17 protein-coding genes are annotated in these 19247 nt (G+C 64.4%); 12 read left to right on the top strand and 5 right to left on the bottom strand.

Going from position 1 to position 19247, the window contains the following annotated elements:
- Positions 1–71 precede the first annotated feature (71 nt).
- From RQH62_RS04810 to RQH62_RS04820, 3 genes are read left to right on the top strand one after another with little or no spacing between them, the layout of a single operon-like run.
- Positions 72–1184, top strand: coding sequence for an S-(hydroxymethyl)glutathione dehydrogenase/class III alcohol dehydrogenase (locus tag RQH62_RS04810; protein WP_093086923.1), 1113 nt, complete (start codon positions 72–74; stop codon positions 1182–1184).
- Entirely contained in the window at positions 1184–2038 is an 855-nt protein-coding gene (gene fghA / locus RQH62_RS04815) for an S-formylglutathione hydrolase (RefSeq protein WP_311267614.1), read from the top strand. Before RQH62_RS04810 ends, fghA begins: the two co-directional genes overlap by 1 nt.
- A complete protein-coding gene (locus tag RQH62_RS04820) occupies positions 2035–2433 on the top strand; it encodes a ketosteroid isomerase-related protein (protein ID WP_311267615.1) in 399 nt (132 codons plus the stop codon). The genes fghA and RQH62_RS04820 overlap by 4 nt, the downstream gene beginning before the upstream one ends.
- Positions 2434–2442: 9 nt before the next feature.
- Here the strand turns inward: RQH62_RS04820 and RQH62_RS04825 are convergent, their stop codons facing one another.
- Positions 2443–3627, bottom strand: coding sequence for a multidrug effflux MFS transporter (locus tag RQH62_RS04825; protein ID WP_311267616.1), 1185 nt, complete (start codon positions 3625–3627; stop codon positions 2443–2445).
- Between the two features lie 256 nt (positions 3628–3883).
- Between RQH62_RS04825 and RQH62_RS04830 the strand changes: the two genes are divergently transcribed.
- A complete protein-coding gene (locus RQH62_RS04830; protein WP_311267617.1) occupies positions 3884–5224 on the top strand; it encodes an MFS transporter in 1341 nt (446 codons plus the stop codon).
- 65 nt (positions 5225–5289) lie between these two features.
- Here RQH62_RS04830 and RQH62_RS04835 read toward each other — a convergent pair whose 3' ends face one another.
- Positions 5290–6327, bottom strand: coding sequence for an aromatic ring-hydroxylating dioxygenase subunit alpha (locus RQH62_RS04835; protein ID WP_311267618.1), 1038 nt, complete (start codon positions 6325–6327; stop codon positions 5290–5292).
- Positions 6328–6478: 151 nt separating this feature from the next.
- Between RQH62_RS04835 and RQH62_RS04840 the strand changes: the two genes are divergently transcribed.
- From RQH62_RS04840 to RQH62_RS04850, 3 genes are all read left to right on the top strand, one after another.
- Entirely contained in the window at positions 6479–7219 is a 741-nt protein-coding gene (locus RQH62_RS04840) for an alpha/beta fold hydrolase (RefSeq protein WP_311267619.1), read from the top strand.
- Between the two features lie 30 nt (positions 7220–7249).
- Positions 7250–8650 (top strand): syringate O-demethylase, encoded by a 1401-nt coding sequence (desA, locus tag RQH62_RS04845; protein WP_311267620.1) that lies wholly within the window; start codon positions 7250–7252, stop codon positions 8648–8650.
- A gap of 237 nt (positions 8651–8887) precedes the next feature.
- Positions 8888–9094 (top strand): hypothetical protein, encoded by a 207-nt coding sequence (locus tag RQH62_RS04850; RefSeq protein WP_311267621.1) that lies wholly within the window; start codon positions 8888–8890, stop codon positions 9092–9094.
- A gap of 334 nt (positions 9095–9428) precedes the next feature.
- On the opposite strand, the gene RQH62_RS04855 is transcribed toward RQH62_RS04850, so the two are convergent.
- From RQH62_RS04855 to RQH62_RS04865, 3 genes are read right to left on the bottom strand one after another with little or no spacing between them, the layout of a single operon-like run.
- Positions 9429–10190: an IclR family transcriptional regulator gene (locus RQH62_RS04855; protein WP_311267622.1), complete on the bottom strand. Its 762-nt coding sequence runs from the start codon at positions 10188–10190 to the stop codon at positions 9429–9431.
- 15 nt (positions 10191–10205) lie between these two features.
- On the bottom strand, positions 10206–10595 hold the full coding sequence (locus RQH62_RS04860; RefSeq protein WP_311267623.1) for a nuclear transport factor 2 family protein: 390 nt from the start codon (positions 10593–10595) through the stop codon (positions 10206–10208).
- Positions 10592–11716 carry a cobalamin-independent methionine synthase II family protein gene (locus tag RQH62_RS04865; protein WP_311267624.1) on the bottom strand — a complete coding sequence of 375 codons (1125 nt, stop codon included), beginning with the start codon at positions 11714–11716 and terminating at the stop codon, positions 10592–10594. The genes RQH62_RS04860 and RQH62_RS04865 overlap by 4 nt, the downstream gene beginning before the upstream one ends.
- 140 nt (positions 11717–11856) lie before the next feature.
- Between RQH62_RS04865 and RQH62_RS04870 the strand changes: the two genes are divergently transcribed.
- The 5 genes from RQH62_RS04870 to RQH62_RS04890 all read left to right on the top strand — a co-directional run bounded on the left by RQH62_RS04870 (position 11857) and on the right by RQH62_RS04890 (position 19238).
- Positions 11857–12468 (top strand): TetR/AcrR family transcriptional regulator, encoded by a 612-nt coding sequence (locus tag RQH62_RS04870; RefSeq protein WP_311267625.1) that lies wholly within the window; start codon positions 11857–11859, stop codon positions 12466–12468.
- Positions 12469–12828: 360 nt separating this feature from the next.
- Positions 12829–13230 (top strand): hypothetical protein, encoded by a 402-nt coding sequence (locus RQH62_RS04875; RefSeq protein ID WP_311267626.1) that lies wholly within the window; start codon positions 12829–12831, stop codon positions 13228–13230.
- Positions 13227–14492, top strand: coding sequence for an efflux RND transporter periplasmic adaptor subunit (locus tag RQH62_RS04880; RefSeq protein WP_311267627.1), 1266 nt, complete (start codon positions 13227–13229; stop codon positions 14490–14492). The genes RQH62_RS04875 and RQH62_RS04880 overlap by 4 nt, the downstream gene beginning before the upstream one ends.
- Positions 14493–14607: 115 nt before the next feature.
- The gene (locus RQH62_RS04885; protein ID WP_311267628.1) at positions 14608–17802 is read left to right on the top strand and encodes a multidrug efflux RND transporter permease subunit; all 3195 of its coding nucleotides are present in this window, start codon (positions 14608–14610) and stop codon (positions 17800–17802) included.
- Between the two features lie 11 nt (positions 17803–17813).
- Complete coding sequence (locus RQH62_RS04890; protein WP_311267629.1) at positions 17814–19238, top strand: efflux transporter outer membrane subunit; 1425 nt, start codon at positions 17814–17816, stop codon at positions 19236–19238.
- The last annotated feature ends 9 nt before the right edge of the window (positions 19239–19247 follow it).

Here is a 19247-nt window from a genome sequence, read left to right on the forward strand (position 1 = left end):
CTGAAATCCCTGCTTATCGCATCAGCGGGACATTGCTAGAGCCGGACCATCTGCCAATTGGAGTTGAAACCATGAAAACCCGCGCCGCCGTTGCCTTCGAAGCGAAAAAGCCCCTCGAAATCGTGGAGCTGGATCTGGAAGGGCCCAAGGCCGGCGAAGTGCTGGTGGAGATCATGGCGACCGGTATCTGCCATACCGACGCCTACACGCTGGACGGGTTCGATAGCGAGGGCATCTTCCCATCAGTGCTGGGCCATGAGGGCGCGGGTATCGTGCGCGAAGTCGGCGCGGGCGTCACATCGGTCAAGCCCGGCGACCATGTCATCCCGCTCTACACCCCCGAATGCCGCCAGTGCAAAAGCTGCCTGTCCGGCAAGACCAACCTCTGCACCGCGATCCGCGCGACGCAGGGCAAGGGGCTCATGCCCGACGGCACGACCCGCTTCAGCTACAAGGGCCAGCCGATCTACCATTATATGGGTTGCTCCACCTTCTCCAACTTCACCGTCCTGCCCGAAATCGCGCTGGCGAAGATCCGCGAGGATGCGCCGTTCCAGTCCAGCTGCTATATCGGCTGCGGTGTGACGACGGGCGTCGGCGCGGTCATCAACACGGCCAAGGTGCAGGTAGGCGACAATGTCGTCATCTTCGGCCTTGGCGGCATCGGCCTCAACGTGATCCAGGGCGCGCGCCTCGCCGGCGCGAACAAGATCATCGGCGTCGACATCAACCCCGATCGCGAGGAATGGGGCCGCAAGTTCGGCATGACCGACTTCCTCAATTCGAAGGGCCTGTCGCGCGAAGACACGGTCGCGAAGATCGTCGAACTGACTGACGGTGGCGCCGACTACACCTTCGACGCGACCGGCAATACCGAAGTGATGCGCACCGCGCTGGAAGCCTGCCATCGCGGCTGGGGCACGTCGATCATCATCGGCGTGGCCGAAGCCGGCAAGACCATCGAGACGCGGCCGTTCCAGCTCGTCACCGGCCGCAACTGGCGCGGCACTGCGTTCGGCGGCGCCAAGGGCCGGACCGACGTGCCCAAGATCGTCGACATGTACATGACCGGCAAGATCGAGATCGACCCGATGATCACCCATGTCATGGGTCTGGAGGAGATCAACACCGCTTTCGACCTGATGCACGCGGGCAAGAGCATCCGCTCGGTCGTCGTCTTCTGATGGAGACGGTTAGCACCAATCGCGCCTTTGGCGGCGTGCAGGGCGTGTACCGGCACGCCTCTGCCGCCACCGGCACGGACATGACCTTTTCCGTCTATGTCCCGCCGCATGCGGAAGGTGCGAAGCTGCCGGTCGTCTGGTATCTGTCGGGCCTGACCTGCACCCATGCCAATGTCACGGAAAAGGGCGAGTTTCGCGCGCTTTGCGCGGAACTGGGCCTGATCTTCGTCGCGCCGGACACATCGCCGCGCGGGGAGGGCGTGGCGGACGATCCCGATGGCGCCTATGATTTCGGTCTGGGTGCTGGCTTCTATGTCGATGCGACGCAGGCGCCCTTTGCCGCCAATTATCGCATGTGGTCCTATGTCACGGACGAACTGCCGGCGCTGATCGCCGCGCAATTCCCGATGGCCGACATGGATCGCCAGTCGATCATGGGCCATAGCATGGGTGGCCATGGCGCGCTGACCATCGGTCTGCGCTTGCCCGATCGCTTCAAGGCGGTTTCTGCCTTCGCCCCGATCGTCGCTCCTTCGCAGGTGCCATGGGGCCAGAAGGCGCTGGGCGGCTATCTGGGCGAAGACAAGGGCGCCTGGCGCCAGCATGACGCCGTCGCCCTGATCGAGGATGGCGCGCGCGTGCCCGCGCTGTTGGTGGATCAGGGCGCGGCCGACAGCTTCCTCGACAAGGAATTGCGGCCCGACCTGCTGCGCAGCGCGTGCGAGGCGGCGGGCATCCCGCTCACCCTCACGCTGCGCGATGGCTATGACCATAGCTATTATTTCATCTCGACCTTCATGGCCGATCATCTGCGCTGGCATGCCGCGCGCCTGACCGGGGAGGGCCGGGCATGAGCATCGACCTGCTGCGCAGCTATTATGCCGCCTTCAATCGTGGGGACGCCGCCGCGATGCTGGACCTGCTGACCGACGATGTCGTGCATGAACCCTCGCAGGGGGCGGTGCGGGAGGGGAAGGCGGCCTTCGCCGATTTTCTCGCCCATATGAACCGCTGCTATAGCGAGCAGGTGATCGACCCGGTCTTCCTGACGTCGCCCGACGGCAGCCGCGTTGCGGCGGAATTCCAGCTGGAGGGCCGCTATCTGGAAACTGATGGCGACCTGCCGCCGGCATCGGGCCAGACCTATCGCTTGCGCGTCGGCGCCTTCTTCGCGATCGTCGATGGCCGCATTGCCCGCGTCAGCAATCACTATAATCTCGCGGACTGGTTCGTGCAGGTCGGGGCCTGAAACAGGGCGTCAGGATGGCGCGCGCCGTTGCGCGCCACCCAGCGCCATCATCACCAGCAACATCGTCAGGAAGCTGACACCCAGCACACCGGTCAGCGGCAGGATGGAGACGGACGGCAGCAGCGATACGGCTGCGCTTGCCGCCGCCGTGATCGCCAGTTGCAACGTGCCGAGCAATCCGGCCGCCGCCCCCGCGCCGCCGGCCGCCGCATCCAGCGCTGATATCGCGGCTGGCGTCAGGATGAAGCCGGACAGAGCGAAGAGCAGCATCGAATAAGGCTGGAACAACGTGATCGGCACGCTTGCCGTCAGCCCCGCCATCGCGATCAGCGCGGTCGCGCCCATCGCCACCAGCGCCACGCCCGTCACCAGCGGTCGCGCGCCCAACCGCCGCATCAGCGTCGGGGCGAACTGGGTGGCGATGATCGACGTCACGGCGTTCAGTGCCAGCAACAGGCTATACTGATGCGCGGTCAGGCCAAAGCCGTGCGTGTAGATAAAGGGCGCCGCGGTCACGAAGGCAAAGGGCACGGTGGTCGCCAGCCCCGCCACCAGAGTCCAGCCCAGAAAGGCGGGTGTCCCAAGCAGCCGGCCATAGGCATGCAGCATCGGTTGCCGGTGCAATCGCCGTTCTGGCGGCAGCGATTCCGGCAGGAAGAACGCTACCGCGATCAATGCCATCGCCCCGCCGCCGGCCAGCAGCAGGAACAGCCCGCGCCAGCTCATCGCCTGCAACAGATAACTGCCCGCCAGCGGCGCCAGCACCGGCGATATGCCGATAATGAGGAAGGTGAAGGCCATCAGTTGCGCCGCGCGATGGCCGCTATGCCGGTCGCGGATCATCGCCCGCACGCTCGATGTGCCGGCGCACGCACCCATGCCTTGCAGGAAGCGACACGCGATCAGCATGTCGAGGCTGGTCGCCATGGCGCAGGCGATGGACGCGATCGCGAACAGCAGCAGCCCACCGATCAGCGGCCGACGCCGGCCATAATGATCGCCCAGCGTGCCGAGCGGGATCTGCGCCAGCGCCAGCCCCAGGAAAAAGGCGGACAGGGTACGCTGCACCGCGCCGCTGTCCGCCGCCATCGTCTGTGCCATGCCCGGCATGGCCGGCAGATACAGGTCGATGGCAAAGGGGCCGAGCGAGGACAGAAAGCCGAAGGCGATGCCCAGCAACAGGGTCGGTTCCATATCCTGTGGACCCGAGCGGCGATCGGCTTGTGCCATATATTATGATGTCCTCTCCCTAATTAGTAACGAACGTTATATTTGTTTGCGAGCGGCGACAAGCGATTGCTGCGTTAAACATATGGCCGAAGAGCGCGAGTGCCGGCATGAGGCACGGCATTTCGATTTGCATAATGTGTCATCAGCATACAATGTATGTGAAACGGGGGACGGCGTCGCAGGCAGCCCCGCATAAGATCAAGCGAGAGGACCGCAGCCCATGGCCCCCATTTCGACCGTCGCGCCGTCATTGCCGGCCGACGATCCCCGCAGCATCTTGGCCAGCCAGCCGATGCGCCTGCCGCAATGCGTCGCCATCGCCATCTGCTTCCTGCTCAACGCCCTCGACGGCTTCGACATATTGGCCGTGACTTTCGCCGCGCCCGGCATCGCGAAGCAATGGAGCATCGGCCCCGGCGCCATCGGACTGGTCGTGTCATCAGGGCTGGCCGGCATGGTGGTGGGGTCGCTGACGCTGGGCCAGCTGGCCGACCGGATCGGGCGGCGGCCGCAGGTGCTGCTCTGCCTCGCCATCATGGTCAGCGGCATGTTCGCTTCCGCCTTCGCCTCCAACGTCCTGCTGCTCTGCCTGCTGCGCGCCTATACAGGGCTTGGCCTCGGCGCGGTGCTGGCGGCGGTGAACGCGCTGTCGGCGGAGTTCGCCAATCGCAAGCGTCGCGACCTGTCGGTCAGCATCATGGCGGCCGGCTATCCCGCCGGCGGCATCGTCGGCGGCTGGGCCGCGGCGCAGCTGCTCAAACATCATGGCTGGGAATCCATCTTCCTGTTCGGCGCGGGTGCGACGGCGGTGATGGTGCCGCTGGTGCTGCTGTTCCTGCCCGAATCGATCGGCTGGCTGGCGACGCGCGGCGGGCCGGATGCGCTGGCCCGGATCAACGCCATATTGAAACGCCTCGGCCAGCCGCTCGCGGGTCGGCTTGTCGCGCTAGAGGAGCCGAAGGCCTCCATCGGCGCGCTCTTCACCGATCGCTATCGCGCAACGACGATCGCGCTCATCTTCATGTATGGCCTGCACATGATGACCTTTTATTATGCGCTGGGCTGGACCCCGGCGCTGGTCGTGTCGCTCGGCTTCGATCCGTCGCAGGCGACGATCGTGTCGGTATTCATGAATATGGGTGGCGCGACCGGGGGGGTGATATTGGGCTTCCTGTCGCCGCGCATCGGCCTGCGCCCGCTGGTGCTGTTCGGCCTCGCCGGTGCGGCGGCGGCGGTCGCGGTCTTTGGCGCCGTGCCGGCCGATATCCTGCTGTTGCAGGGCGCGGCGTTCCTGCTCGGCTTTCTCGCCAATGGATCGGTGGTCGGCCTCTATGCGCTGATCGCCAACATCTATCCCACCACCTTGCGCGCCACCGGCACCGGCACGGTGATCGGTTTTGGCCGTTGCGGCGCGGCGCTTGGGCCGTTCATCGCGGGGCAGTTGCTGGCGGTCGGGGCAGGGCGGGGCGTCACCTCGCTTTCGCTGGCGCTCGGCTCCGCCATCGCTGCGCTGGTCCTCCTCGTCACCCACCTGCGCGTGGCGGACGAGGATGCGGTGTAAGTGCCAACTTCCGTTCGTTTCGAGCGAAGTCGAGAAACGAACGGATCATGGTGTGTGAACCCGCCTCACCCCACCCGCTCCGCATCCATCATCGCCTGCAACATGCGCCGGCCCTCCACTGCATTGCGATCGCTCTTCAGCAGCAGTTCCTCGGGATGTTCGCCCACCACGGCCAGCATCGCCTCGATCTCTTCGGTGGCGAATTTATCCTCGGCGATCACGGGGCGCAGATACTCCTCCATGATGTCGATCGCGCTCGCATCTGTCGTCGCCATGGCGAAAAAATAAGTGCAGCTATGCGGCGTCTCGGGCGTCACCGCATGATAGACCCGGCTCGACGCAAAGGCTTCCCCCGATCGCGCGTGCCCCTGCGGGAATCGGCTCTCGTCGATCCCGGCATGGAATCCGGGCAAATGGAAATCCATCCCGCTCACCCGGTCGATGCGGGTCAGGTCGTGGCCCATATAGGCGACCACCGGCGGCGCCTCGGCATCGCGCATATGGCGGCGGCTCCCCAGGAAGCCCGGCCGCTTGACCACCTCTTCGGGCGTCGCGGCATTGTCCAGCGTGCCGATCGAGCTGCCATGCAGGAAGGCGAGGTGGGTCAGGTCCAGCAGATTGTCGTTCAGCAATTGCGCCCGCCCCTTCACATGTTCCACGAACAAGGGGCGCGCCGTCATGCCGGGCGCCGTCAGGCCGATCGCCGCCAGATCGGGCAACAGCGCTGGATCGGCCTTATCGGCATCCCCCATCCATATCCACGCCCACAGCCCATGTTCGACCAGCGGGTAGCTGGGGATATGATAAGATCGCGGGGTGAAGTTCTGGCTCGGAATATCGGTGCATTGCCCGTCCGGGCCAAAGGCGATGCCATGATAGCCGCAGACGATGCCGTCGCCCTTGCGACAGCTTTTGCCGAGCGGAAAATGGCGGTGCGGGCATCGCCCACCGACCGCCACCGCTTGCCCATCCTGCTTGCGATAAAGGACGACCGGCTGATTGAGGATCGTGCGCGCCAGCAATGCCTCATCGATTTCATGGCGGAAGGCGGCGACATACCAACCATTTCGGACGGCGAAGGAACCGGTGGTGAAGGGATACATGATGAGCCTCTCCTGATTTTTATCAGACTTACAGTGTAAGCTTGACGGAAATCGGGCTGCTGTCAAGGGCGGTGTCCTTTCGCCGAATAAAGACCCTGCCACGCATTTTCCGACTGGCAGGATCTGAAATATTCGTGTAGATGAAATATTCATGGATGCGAAATCATCAGATCGCGATCTGGGCGCCCCCCTCCTGATCCTGCCGGGATTGCTCTGCGATTCCCGCATGTTCGGCGAAACGCTGGCTGCTTTCCCCGGTAGCGCGGTAGTGGACGGCTTCTATGCCGGTTGCGATCGAATCGAGGCGATGGCCGATTATGCTATCGCCCGCATGCCTGATCGTTGTGCCCTGCTCGGCCATTCCATGGGTGCGCGTGTCGCACTGGAAGTGGTGCGCAAGGTGCCGGACCGGGTCGAGCGGCTGGCACTGGTCGATACCGGCGTCCATCCGGTCAAGCCGGGCGAGCGGGAAGGGCGCTATAAACTCCGCGACCTTGGCCGCGATCAGGGCATGGCTGCCCTCGTTGCCCAATGGCTGCCGCCAATGATGGGCTTTGCCGGCCTGCGCGACGAGGCGCTGATGGACATGCTCTACGCCATGGCGGTCGACGCCGGCCTCGCCACGTTCGAGGCGCAGGTCGAGGCGCTGTTGCACCGCCCGTCGGTGGACGCGCTGCTCCCGGCCATCATCTGCCCGACCGTCGCGATCGTCGGCCGGCAGGACCAGTGGTCCCCGGTCGCGCAGCATGAAGCGATCGCCGCCGCGATTCCCGGCGCGCAACTGCGCGTCGTCGAACGCGCCGGCCACATGATGCCGGCCGAAGCGCCCGTGGCCTTCAATGCCCAGCTACAGGACTGGCTCTCCATGCCTGTTCCTGCCCCCATTTCGTGAAGTTCCAGACAAGTCGAAGGAGAGGTTTGAATGACTGACAAGACCCTGCAACAGCTGCTCGATGAAAAGGGCGATATCGTCGAATTCCTGCGCAACCAGCAGGTCGGCCCCAATGCCTATCCGGGCGTGCCCGGCGAATATAGCAACTGGCGCGACGAACAGCGCAGTTGGGCGGAAAGCTCGGTCCTGTTCAACCAGAGCTTCCACATGGTCGACCTGCTCGTCACCGGCCCCGGCGCGTTCGATATGCTCGCCTATCTCGCCCCCAACAGCTTCAAGGGCTTCGTGCCGAACCGCGCCAAGCAGTTCGCTCCCGTCACGCCTGAAGGTTATGTGATCGGCGATGTCATCCTCTTCTATCTGGAAGAAGAAAAGTTCGAACTGGTCGGCCGCGCGCCGTCGATCGAATGGGTCGAATATTGGGCCTCGACCGGCAAGTGGGACGTGAAGGTGGAACGCGACGAACGCACCATCGCCCGCCCGCTCGACCAGCAGGGCTATCGCCGTAACTATCGCTTCCAGTTGCAGGGCCCCAACGCCATGCCGGTGCTGGAAAAGGCGATGGGCCAGACCCCGCCGGACCTGAAATTCTTCCACATGGCCCCGATCAACATTGCCGGCGTCGAAGTGCGCGCGCTGCGCCACGGCATGGCCGGCCAGCCGGGTTACGAGCTGTTTGGTCCGTGGGAAGATTATGACACCGTCCGCAACGCGCTCATTGAAGCGGGCAAAGATTATGGCCTGACCCTGTGCGGTGGCCGTACCTATTCGTCCAACACGCTGGAATCGGGCTGGATTCCCTCGCCGCTGCCCGCCACCTATACCGGCGAAGGCTCGAAGGGCTTCCGCGAATGGATCGGCGAGAACAGCTATGAAGGCAAATGCTCGCTCGGCGGCAGCTTCGTCTCCGACAAGATCGAGGATTATTATCTGAACCCGTGGGAGCTGGGCTATGGCATCATGGTCAAGTTCGACCATGAGTTTGTCGGCCGCGAAGCGCTGGAAAAGATCAAGGATCAGCCGCACCGCCAGAAGGTGACGCTGGCCCTCGACAATGAGGATATCGTCCGGGTCATGAGCTCCATGCTCCAGACCGGCGACAAAGCGAAGTTCCTGGAATTCCCCAGCGCCGTCTACTGCATGCACCCCTATGACGCGGTGCTGAAGGACGGCAAGACCGTCGGCCTGTCGACCTGGATCGGCTACACCATCAATGCCGGTCGCTTCCTGGCGCTGGCGATGGTCGATGCCGAGTTCGCCGCGCCCGGCACCGAAGTAACGCTGCTCTGGGGCGAACCCAATGGCGGCACCCGCAAGCCGACCGTCGAACCGCACGTTCAGACCGAAATCAAGGCGATCGTTTCCTCGGTTCCCTATTCGGAAGCCGCGCGCGACAATTATGCCGACGGCTGGCGCACCAAGGCCGCATAATCGGAAAGTGATTTCAAGTCCGATGGAACATCGGACGGCTCGGAAATCACGATAGATAAAAGCCTATGCCCGAGCGGGGCTGGAGCGGGGGATGCCGAAAGGCGTCCCCCGTTTTTATTTTGGGGGAGGGAGGTTCGTAAGGTCATCGGTCCGGTGAAGACCATAATGCGACTTTGAACGGCCCGAATGGTCAGTCTAAAAGCATATGGTCTATACGAATAAGCCGGAGACCGTTTGATGCCGCAGGTTAGTGTTTTTGAGGATGACGAGATGACGCCGCTCTTTACGGCGGAACTCGCCTTCATGCCGCGGATTGGCGAATATCTCTCAAAGGATGCTGGTGGATATTTCCGCTACTACCATGTGGTTGAGGCATGGCAGGCTGAGGACCTTGAGAAAACTGGCGTCTTCCACGCGTGCGTGCGGGTGGAGGAAAGAGACTAAGAACGCGCCCGCGACCAAATCTAGACAGTCCGCTAACCACCAAATCTGCCGCCCTTGCCGGCCACCATCTACACTCTTCCAATGCAGGATAATGTCTGGTCTATCCTGACTGATGACGCCTCGCGCCGCCGACCAGATAGCTGCCCGCCCTATTGCCGTGTTCCTGTCGCGTGGGTGGCGCACAATCGTCGCATGTCTGTCGCGTGGATGTGCCCCATATGTGGCGCCATCGTCGCGTCGCAGGCGCGTTGGGAACGCTTCGCGAGCGCTTCCAGCCGATTGTGCCCGACGACACTGTGAACTTTGCCCTCCCGCGTCATTGGCGCGTCCTGCGTCAGACCGCGGGCATCTCCGCCGCGGCGAACAGGCTGACGGCCTGCTCCAGCTTGGCGATGGTCCGTCCCTCCACCTCTGCGGTGAAGCGCGGCACCGGGATGGCCAGCGCGAAGGCGCCGACGGCCTCGCCATCGATCACCACCGCCATGCCAAGGCCGCAAATGCCCGGCGTATATTCCTCCCGCGTGCGGCCGATGCCGGTCGCGCGAATCTCCGCCAGTTCGGCGCGCAATTGCCCAACATCGACGATGCTGCTGGGGGTAAAGCTTTCCAGCGGCGTCTGCGCGAAATAGGCATCCAGCTCCGCGTCGCTAAGGTGTGCGAGCAGCGCCTTGCCCGCGGCCAGGCAATGGAGCGGACTGCGTGTGCCCACGCTGATCGAATAGCGCAGCGACTGTTCCGCCGTCTCGGTGACGATCGCCTCCAGCAACCAGCCGTCGCGCACGAAGAAGGACGCCGTCTCGTTGATCTGCAAGCGCAGCGATTTGACCAGCGGCCGCACCTTGTCGGCCAGCGACATGGCGATGCGGGGCGATGCCAGCCGCTCCAGCGCCGGGCCGGGCAGATATCGCCGCCCCTCCCGCGCCAGATAGTGCCGCTCCACCAACGTCGCGAGCAGGTAGGATAGGCTGCTGACCGGAATGGCCAGACCCGCCGCAATCTCCTGCGCCACGACGCCGGCCGGGCGCGCGACGACATATTCGATGATGTCGATGGTGCGCATCGCCGATTTGACGGTGGACGGCGTGGTCCCATTCATGATCGGCGATACCCCTTAAAATATCAGGCTGCCCCGCCTTTCGGCAAAGCGCCATTCCCCCTCTACCGCCACGAAACGGTCGTGAAAGCTACCGACTTTAGGCGCTCCCTCGCCCGTGAACAACAGCATAGCGCTTTCGCCTGTCGCTTCGCTCTCGCTCAGCACCTCGATCACGACATTGGAACAGACATGCCGCGTGGTCCGCGCGGGGCGGGAGAGGAAGGCGGCCAGAATCGCGGCCCGCCCCACGATCCAGTCATCGGGCGCGGTCGGACGGGCCATGCGGCCATCACTCGCATAGAGCGTAGCGACATCGTCCCAGCGCCCCGCATCGTTGAGATTGGCGTAGAGCGCGACCAGCCGGGCGCAGTCCTGCTCGATCGCGCGACGATCCTCTTCCCTCATAGCCGGGAGTCCGCCAGATCGGCGCCGGCGCGCAGCGACCGCAGCTTCTTCCAGGTCACGGCGGGGTCGATCTTGCCATATCCGGCGAAGGTGCCGAAACCGCAATCGGTGCTGGCCACCACCCGGTCCTTGCCGACGATGCCGGCAAAACGCTCGATCCGCTGGGCGATCAATTCGGGATGCTCGACATAGTTGGAACAGGTGTCGATCAGGCCGGGGGCAAGAATCTTGTCGTCAGGAACATTGGCATCGCGCCAGACCGTCCATTCATGCTCGTGGCAGGGATTGGCGCCCTCGAACAGCATAGTCGCCGGCCGCGCAGCCAGCACGATGTCGATCACCTTTTCCAGCGGAATGTCATGATCGTGCGGGCCTTCATAATTGCCCCAGCAAATGTGCATCCGCATCCGGTCCGCCGGGATATTGACGGTCGCGGCATTCAGAGCCTCGACATTGGCGGCGGCGATCTTCAGGAATTCCTCTTCGCTCGCATCCTGGTATCCGGTGTGGCGCGACATGGCGAGGTCGGGGCAGTCGAGTTGCAGGTCGAACCCGGCCGCCACGATCGTCTCATATTCCTCCCGCATCGCATCGACCAGATCGGCCAGATAGGCTTCGTGGCTGGGATAATGGCGATTGACCTGGAAGGCGGTGATCAGGCCGGGGGAGGCGGCGTTCATGAAAGCGCGGGTGCCCGGATGATCGGCCAGCGCGGTCCTGAAGCGGCGAATATCCTCATGCAGCGGATCGAGCGTCACCAGCCTGACCGGCCCGATGCAGGAGGCGCGGGTGAACTCCTGGCTCCCCATGATCGCCGCCAGCTTCTGCCGCAACTCGGGCAGTGGCGCGAGGTCGGCGGCGACCTTCCGGTCGATATGGCCGCCAAAGCCCGAAAGTCGCTCGATCATATAGGTAGAATAGCCGACCTTGCCCAATTCGCCGTCGCTGACGATCGACACGCCCGCTGCAATCTGCGCCGTCACCGCATCCGACACCGCCTGCTGGACGGTCGTATCGAACAGCGCCGCGTCATAGGCCTCGCCCTTGTCGCGGGCCAGCAGCAACGGAGTCAACGCATCGCCGCGCGGCAGGCTGCCGACATGGGTGGTGGCTATGGACATGGCGTATTCACTCTCCCTAAGATGGGGCGAATATCTGCCACAAGTTCGCAAATATGGATATATCATAAATGTGAATTTATCAGCGGGAGAGCGCGGCCTGATCTGGACAAAGGCGCGACTCTCACTATATACCGCTCGGTATGAAAATGGCAGCTGAACCCGCAACGAGAGGACGCCCTCGGGAATTCGATCCCGAGGAAGCCCTGTCGGCTGCGCTCCAGGTCTTCTGGACGCGGGGTTATGAAGGCGCGTCGCTGGCCGAGCTGACCGAGGCGATGGGCATTACCAAGCCCAGCCTCTATGCCTGTTTCGGCAACAAGGAAGCGCTGTTCCACAAGGCGCTCGACCTCTATGAGCGCGACAAGCTCTGCTATATGCGCTCCGCGATGGAGGAACCAACAGCCCGCGCCGTGGCCGAACGACTGCTGCGCGGTACGCTCAATATCCAGACCGGCGGCAACGACCCGCGCGCCTGCCTTGGCGTCATCAGCCTGGTCGCCTGCACCACGCAGGCGGATTCGATCAAGACCGACGTGCTGGCGCGTCGCGCCTCGTCCGACAAGGCACTGGTCGAACGGCTGGAGCGGGCCAAGGCGGAGGGCGACCTGCCTGCCGGGGTCGAGCCGGCGGCGCTGGCGGCCTATGTGATGGCGGTCATGCAGGGCATGGGCGTGCAGGCCAGCGGCGGCGCATCGCCGCAGCAGCTGGAACAGCTGGTGGAAACTACCATGGCGATGTGGCCGTCCAATTGAACTGAGCCTTCGTAAAACCGTCCATTCAGCCGCAATTCAGAAAAATTTACCAAGCGGTACAGAAAGCGGTTGACGGAAGGGTGCTTCAGATTATATACCGATAAGTATGAAATCCGGTCGAGGCATCTGCCTCCAAGGAGGCACCATGAAAAATATCGTCCTGAGCTAAGTTTTTAAGCTGGCTGGCGCGCTTCGCCTCGCCACCTGCACCATCATCATCGTCTGGCCATGGGGCCGGGGCATCGCTCCGGCACGGATGGCTTGTGCATTTCCGCAGCCGCCACCGGTTCGGGAGAGTATCGCGTGCGCCCGCAGATGGTGTTCGCGGCCGGATCTGCACGCAAATAGGGGTTTGAAACCATGGCCTATATCGATTTCGCCCAGCCGCTGCCTGCGGTTGGGGACGGCATCTCCTTGCCTGCGATCCGCGACCGGATCAAAGCGGTCGCCACCGGTTTTTCGGCGATGGAATGGCAGATCGTGCGTCTGGCGCAGACGGACGGTCTTCCTTCCCTGAATGAGCCGGGCCGCTGGTCGCGCTTCAAGACCTTGCTCTTCGGCCCGCAGCCGCATTTCAAACTGGCGGACACCAGGCTGGAGGCGCTGCGCCGTCTGGCCGTGGAGGCCTGGCATGAAGGCTTCGCCGTCCGTCCATCCGCCATCCGACACTTCCGTGAGGCGGGGTTTAGCGAAGGCCAGCTGGAAACATTGCTGTCCGCCGTCACCGCCGCCCGCCGCACCATCAAAGGGAAATATCCATGAACATGATCGCAAAGATCGACACTGATACGCAGGCCAGCGAAGTCGGGCCTGACGGCATAACGCGGCGCTGGCGCGGGCGGCACTTCGCCTGGGCGGCATTGGGCATCGCCGTGCTCGGCGGCGCCAGCTGGAAGTATTGGGGCCAGACGGAGGCGCAGGCCTCCGCCGCGCCGTTGGCGGCTGTCGGCGTATCCGCGCCGCTCGCCCGCAGCGTGACCCAGTGGGACGATTATGTCGGCCGCTTCGCCCCCAGCCAGACGGTGGAAATCCGCCCGCGCGTATCGGGCGCCGTCACCGCCATCCATTTCCGCGACGGCGACTTTGTGCGTCAGGGGCAATTGCTCTTCACCATCGACCAGCGCCCCTTCCAGGCGGCTCTGGCCGAGGCACGGGCAAGCAGCGCATCGGCCCGCAGCGCCTTGCAGCTGGCGCAGAATGACTATGCCCGCGTCCAGCGGCTGAGCGGCGACGAAGCCGTATCGGCCAGCGAAGTGGACTCGCTGCGCTCGCGGCTTCAGGCTGCACAAGCCGCCCTTGCCGGGGCGCAGGCGCGCGAACGCAGCCGGGCGCTGGACGTCGAGTTTACGCAGGTTCGCGCGCCTATTTCGGGCCGCGTTTCCGACCGCCGCGTCGACATCGGCAATCTGGTGGCCGGGGCGGAAGGGAGCGGCGCTACTCTGCTGACCACGGTCAACAAGCTCGACCCCATCTATTTCAACTTCGACGCGTCCGAAGCGCTCTATCTCAAATCGCAGCGCGACAAGGATGATGGCGGCGCAGTCGAGGTGCGGTTGCAGGATGAGGCCGACTATAATCATCAGGGTCGGCTCGACTTCACCGACAATGGCCTTGATCCGCGGTCGGGCACGATCCGCATCCGCGCGGTGTTCGACAATCCGGGCAATTTCCTGACCCCCGGCCTGTTCGGCAATATGCGCCTGGCCAATGGCGGCAAGGCCAACGCCCTGCTGGTCCCGGACGAGGCGATCCAGTCGGATCAGGCGCGCAAGACCGTGCTGGTGGTGGACAAGGACAGCAATGTCGCGGTCAAGCCGGTCGAACTCGGCCCGATCGTCGACGGGCTGCGTATCATCCGCTCAGGGCTTAGCCCACAGGATCGGGTGATCGTGTCGAACATTCAGGCCGCGATGCCCGGCGCCAAGGTGGCGGTGAAGCCGGCCACGATCCGGCCGGCCCCCGCGCCGGTCACGCCGGTCGACAGCGCGGCGCCGGTGGCGGCGCAGGCGACCTTCGCAAGATAGCCCCACCCCAACCCCTTCCCTAAAGGGGAGGGGCTTTAGAAACACAATTCCTCAGCCCGTGATCCGGCCCCTGCCGGATCGCGCGGCATCCCTTTCGCTCGCAAAGGACGATCCGATGCGCTTCTCCCGTTTCTTCATCGACCGGCCGATCTTCGCCGCCGTGATCGCGGTGGTCATCACCGTGGTCGGCGCGCTCGCCTTTATCGGCCTGCCGGTGTCCCAATATCCCGATATCGTGCCCCCCACGGTCACGGTGTCCGCCCAATATCCCGGCGCATCGGCGGAAACGGTCGCATCGACCGTGGCCGCGCCGATCGAACAGGAAATCAACGGTGTCGACGACATGCTCTATCAGAGCAGCCAGTCGACCGGCGATGGCAAGGTCGTCATCACCGTCACCTTCAAGATCGGCACCGACCTCGACGCCGCGCAGGTGCTGGTGCAGAACCGCGTCGCCGTCGCCACGCCGCGCCTGCCCGAAGAGGTACAGCGCCTCGGCATCGTCACGCGCAAGACCACGCCCGAATTCCTGATGGTCGTGAATTTGCAGTCGCCGGACGGCACGTTCGACCGCGACTATATCTCCAACTATGCGCTGACGCAGGTGCGCGACCGGCTCGCCCGTCTGGACGGCGTGGGCGACGTGCAGATGTTCGGCGCGCGCGATTATGCGATGCGCGTATGGATCGACCCGGACCGCGCCGCCGCGCTCGACCTGACGGCCGGCGAAGTCGTGTCCGCGTTGCGGGCGCAGAACGTGCAGGTGTCGGCCGGCTCCATCGGCCAGCCCCCTTATGACCGCGGCGAAGCCTTCCAGCTTGGCGTGGAAATGCAGGGGCGCCTCAACACGCCCGAACAATTTTCCAGCATCGTCATCCGCACCGACGCCACCGGTCATCAGGTGCGCGTCAGCGATGTCGCGCGCGTGGAACTGGGCGCGCAGGATTATGGCACCAACACCTATCTGTCGAACAAACCCACCGTCGTCATCGCGACGATGCAGCGCCCCGGCTCCAACGCGCTCGACGCAGCGGAGAAGGTGAAGGCGGAGATGGAGCAACTGTCCAAGCGCTTCCCCAAGGGCCTGGAATATAGCATCATCTACAACCCGACCGAGTTCATCAGCCAGTCGATCGACGCCGTCTATCACACGCTGATCGAAGCGGTGCTGCTCGTCGTCCTCGTCATCCTCGTCTTCCTGCAAAACTGGCGCGCGGCGATCATCCCGATCATCGCCATCCCGGTGTCGCTGATCGGCACGGCGGCGATCCTTGCCGGGCTTGGTTATTCCCTCAACAATCTGTCGCTCTTCGGCCTGGTCCTCGCCATTGGCATCGTCGTCGACGACGCCATCGTCGTGGTCGAAAATGTCGAGCGCAACATCGAGAATGGCATGTCGCCGCTGGAGGCCGCGCGCGTCTCCATGGATGAGGTGTCGACCGCGCTGATCGCGATCGTGCTGGTGTTGTGCGCGGTGTTCGTGCCGACGCTCTTCATCACCGGCATTTCCGGCGCCTTCTATCAGCAGTTCGCCGTCACCATCTCGACCGCGACCGTCATCTCGCTGATCCTCTCGCTTACCTTGTCGCCCGCTGCCGCCGCACTCCTGCTCAAGGAAAAGCACGGTCCCCGCGACCGCAGCGGCGATCCGGTCTGGCGACAGAAGCTGGGTGTGGTAGTTGATGGCTTCAACACCGGCTTCGATCGGATGAGCGCGGGCTATGGCCGCCTCACCCGCTTCCTCGTCGCTCGGCCAAAGAAGATGTTGCTGACCTATGCCGGCCTGATCGCGGCCACCATCGCCCTGTTCTGGGTGACGCCCGGCGGCTTCATCCCGGCGCAGGATCAGGGCTATTTTCTGGCCGTGGTGCAACTGCCATCCGGCGCCTCGCTCGAACGCACCGACAAGGTGACGCGCGAAGTCGCGGCGAAAATCCTGCCGATCAAGGGGCTGCGCGGCGCAGTGATGTTCGCCGGCTTCCACGGCCCCTCGCAGACGCAGGCGCCCAACAGCGCGGCGATCTACTTCCCCTTCAAAAGCTTTGCCGAACGCAAGGAAGAAGGCGCCACCTATGCCGGCATCATGGAACAGGCGAACAAGGCCGTCGCCGGCTATGACAAGGCGCGCATCCTGCTCGTGCCCCCGCCGCTTATTCAGGGCATCGGTTCAGCCGGCGGCTATCGCATCATGCTGGAGGATCGCGAAGATCGCGGTTATGCCGAACTCAACAAGGTGGCGAACGATCTGATCGCCAAGGCGAACCAGACGCCCAGCCTCGCCATGGTCTACACCCTTTTCGACGTCGGCACGCCGCGCGTCTATGCGGATGTCGACCGGCGCAAGGCCGACCTGCTGGGCGTACCGCCCGAGCGCATCTTCGAAGCGATGCAGGTCTATCTGGGGTCGTCCTTCGTCAACGACTTCAACCTGCTGGGCCGCACCTATCGCGTGACCGCGCAGGCCGATGCCGAACATCGCGGCACGGTGGCGGATATCGCGAACCTGAAAACCCGGTCGAACAGTGGCCAGATGGTGCCGATCGGCTCCGTCTCCACCTTCAAGGACAAGACCGGTCCCTATCGCGTGGTCCGCTACAATCTGCTGCCGGCGGTGGAGATCGACGGCGACACGGCGCCGGGCTATTCCTCGGGCCAGTCGCTCGCCACGATGGAGAAGCTCGCCGACGCGGCCCCGGCCGGTTACGCCAGCGAATGGACCGGCGTCGCCTATCAGCAGGTCAGCGCGGGCAATACCGCAGGTCTGGTGTTCGGCATGGCGGTATTCTTCGTCTTCCTGGTGCTGGCGGCGCAATATGAAAGCCTGACGCTGCCGCTCTCGATCATCCTGATCGTGCCGATGTGCCTGTTCGCGGCCATGCTGGGCGTGAACCTGCGGGGGATGGACAACAACATTCTCACGCAGATCGGTCTGGTCGTGCTGATCGCCCTTGCCGCGAAGAACGCCATTCTGGTGGTCGAATTCGCCAAGCAGGCGGAGGAAGAGCAGGGCCTGTCGCCGGTCGAAGCCGCCGTTCAGGCCGCCCAGACCCGTCTGCGTCCGATCCTGATGACCAGCTTCGCCTTCATTCTGGGCGCGGTGCCTTTGGTGATCGCCACGGGGGCGGGGGCCGAATTGCGGCAGGCACTGGGTACGGCCGTCTTCTTCGGCATGGCCGGTGTGACCGCCTTCGGCCTGCTCTTCACCCCTACCTTCTATGTCGTGTGCCGCGCGCTGGGCGATCGTTTCGCCCGCCGCCGACCGGAAGCCGGCAATGATGGGGCCGAACCTGCGTTGCAGCCGGCCGAATAAGGACAAAAGCCATGACAAGGAACTTCATCGCTTTGCTGCTCGGCGCCAGTGCCCTTACGGCCTGCGCCGCCGGGCCGGACTATAAGGCGCCCGCCACCCCGGCCACGGCCGCCGCTCCCTTCATCGGAGCGGCGAGTCCGTCGGCCAATCCCGCAGTCACTGCGGCGGCAGCGCAGGATCATTGGTGGACGCTCTATGGCGATCCGCTGCTCGACATGCTGGTCAGTGATGCGCTCGCCGCCAATACCGACATTCGCGTGGCGGTGGCGCGGATCGAGCGGGCACGCGCGTCGCTGCGCGGCGCGAAATCGGATCGCCTGCCGCAGACCAGCCTGGGCGCGTCCGAAACCTACAACCGCACCTCGGCGGCCCAATCCCTCCCCGGCCTCGATCGGGAAAATTGGGTCTTCGATAGCGGCCTCGACATCAGCTACGAAGTCGATTTGTTCGGTCGGGTGAAGCGCGGCGTGGAAGCGGCGCGCGGCGACTATGCCGCGGCACAGGCGGATGCCGACGGCGTGCGCGTGGCGGTGATCGCGGACACGGTGCGTGCCTATCTGGACGTCACCGCCACATCGGAACGGCTGGCGGTGGCGCAGCGCACGGTCGGCCTGCTCGACCAGTCGATCCGCATCACCGGCGCCCGGTTCGAGGCTGGCCGATCGGACCGGCTGGACGTCATCCGCGTGACGACGCTGCGCGACCAGCAGAAGGCGACGATCCCCGCGCTAGCGGCTGATCGCGATGCGGCTTTGTTCCGCCTTGCGACTCTGACAGGCCGCACGCCGCAGCAATTGCCCGACACGGTGCGTGCCGCGACCCGCACCCCACAATTGTCGCAGCCGATCCCGGTCGGTGACGGCCAAGCACTATTGGCACGGCGGCCCGACGTGCGGGCGGCGGAACGGCGGCTTGCGGCCGACACCGCGCGTATCGGCGTGGCGACGGCGGATCTCTATCCGCGCATCTCGCTGGGCGCCTCGGTCGGCAGCACGGCACTGGGCGGCGGCAATCTGTTCGGTGGCGGACCATTGAACTGGGTGCTGGGACCACTCATCAGTTGGGCCTTCCCCAATCAGGAGGCGATCCGTGCGCGCATCGGCGCGGCGAAGGCAGACGGCGATGCCTCGCTCGCCACGTTCGACGGCACGGTGTTGCAGGCACTGGAGGAAACGGAGCGTGCCTTGTCCGCCTATGCCCATGCGATCGAACGGGCGCAGACACTGAGTGCCGCGCGGGATGAAGCCGCCCGCGCCGCGCGGATCAGCCTGGCCCGGCAGCGGGAAGGGCAGATCGACTTCCTGACGGTGCTGGACGCGCAACGGACGCTGGCCAGCGCCGAGGCCGACCTGGCAACCGCGACCCGTGCGGTATCCTTCGCGCAGGTCGATCTGTTCCGCGCGCTGGGCGGTGGATGGGGTCAGGCTACGGCCTGACCCCGAACA

Origin of the sequence: Sphingobium sp. WCS2017Hpa-17, from assembly GCF_031843765.1 — a bacterium.
Classification (GTDB): Bacteria; Pseudomonadota; Alphaproteobacteria; order Sphingomonadales; family Sphingomonadaceae; genus Sphingobium.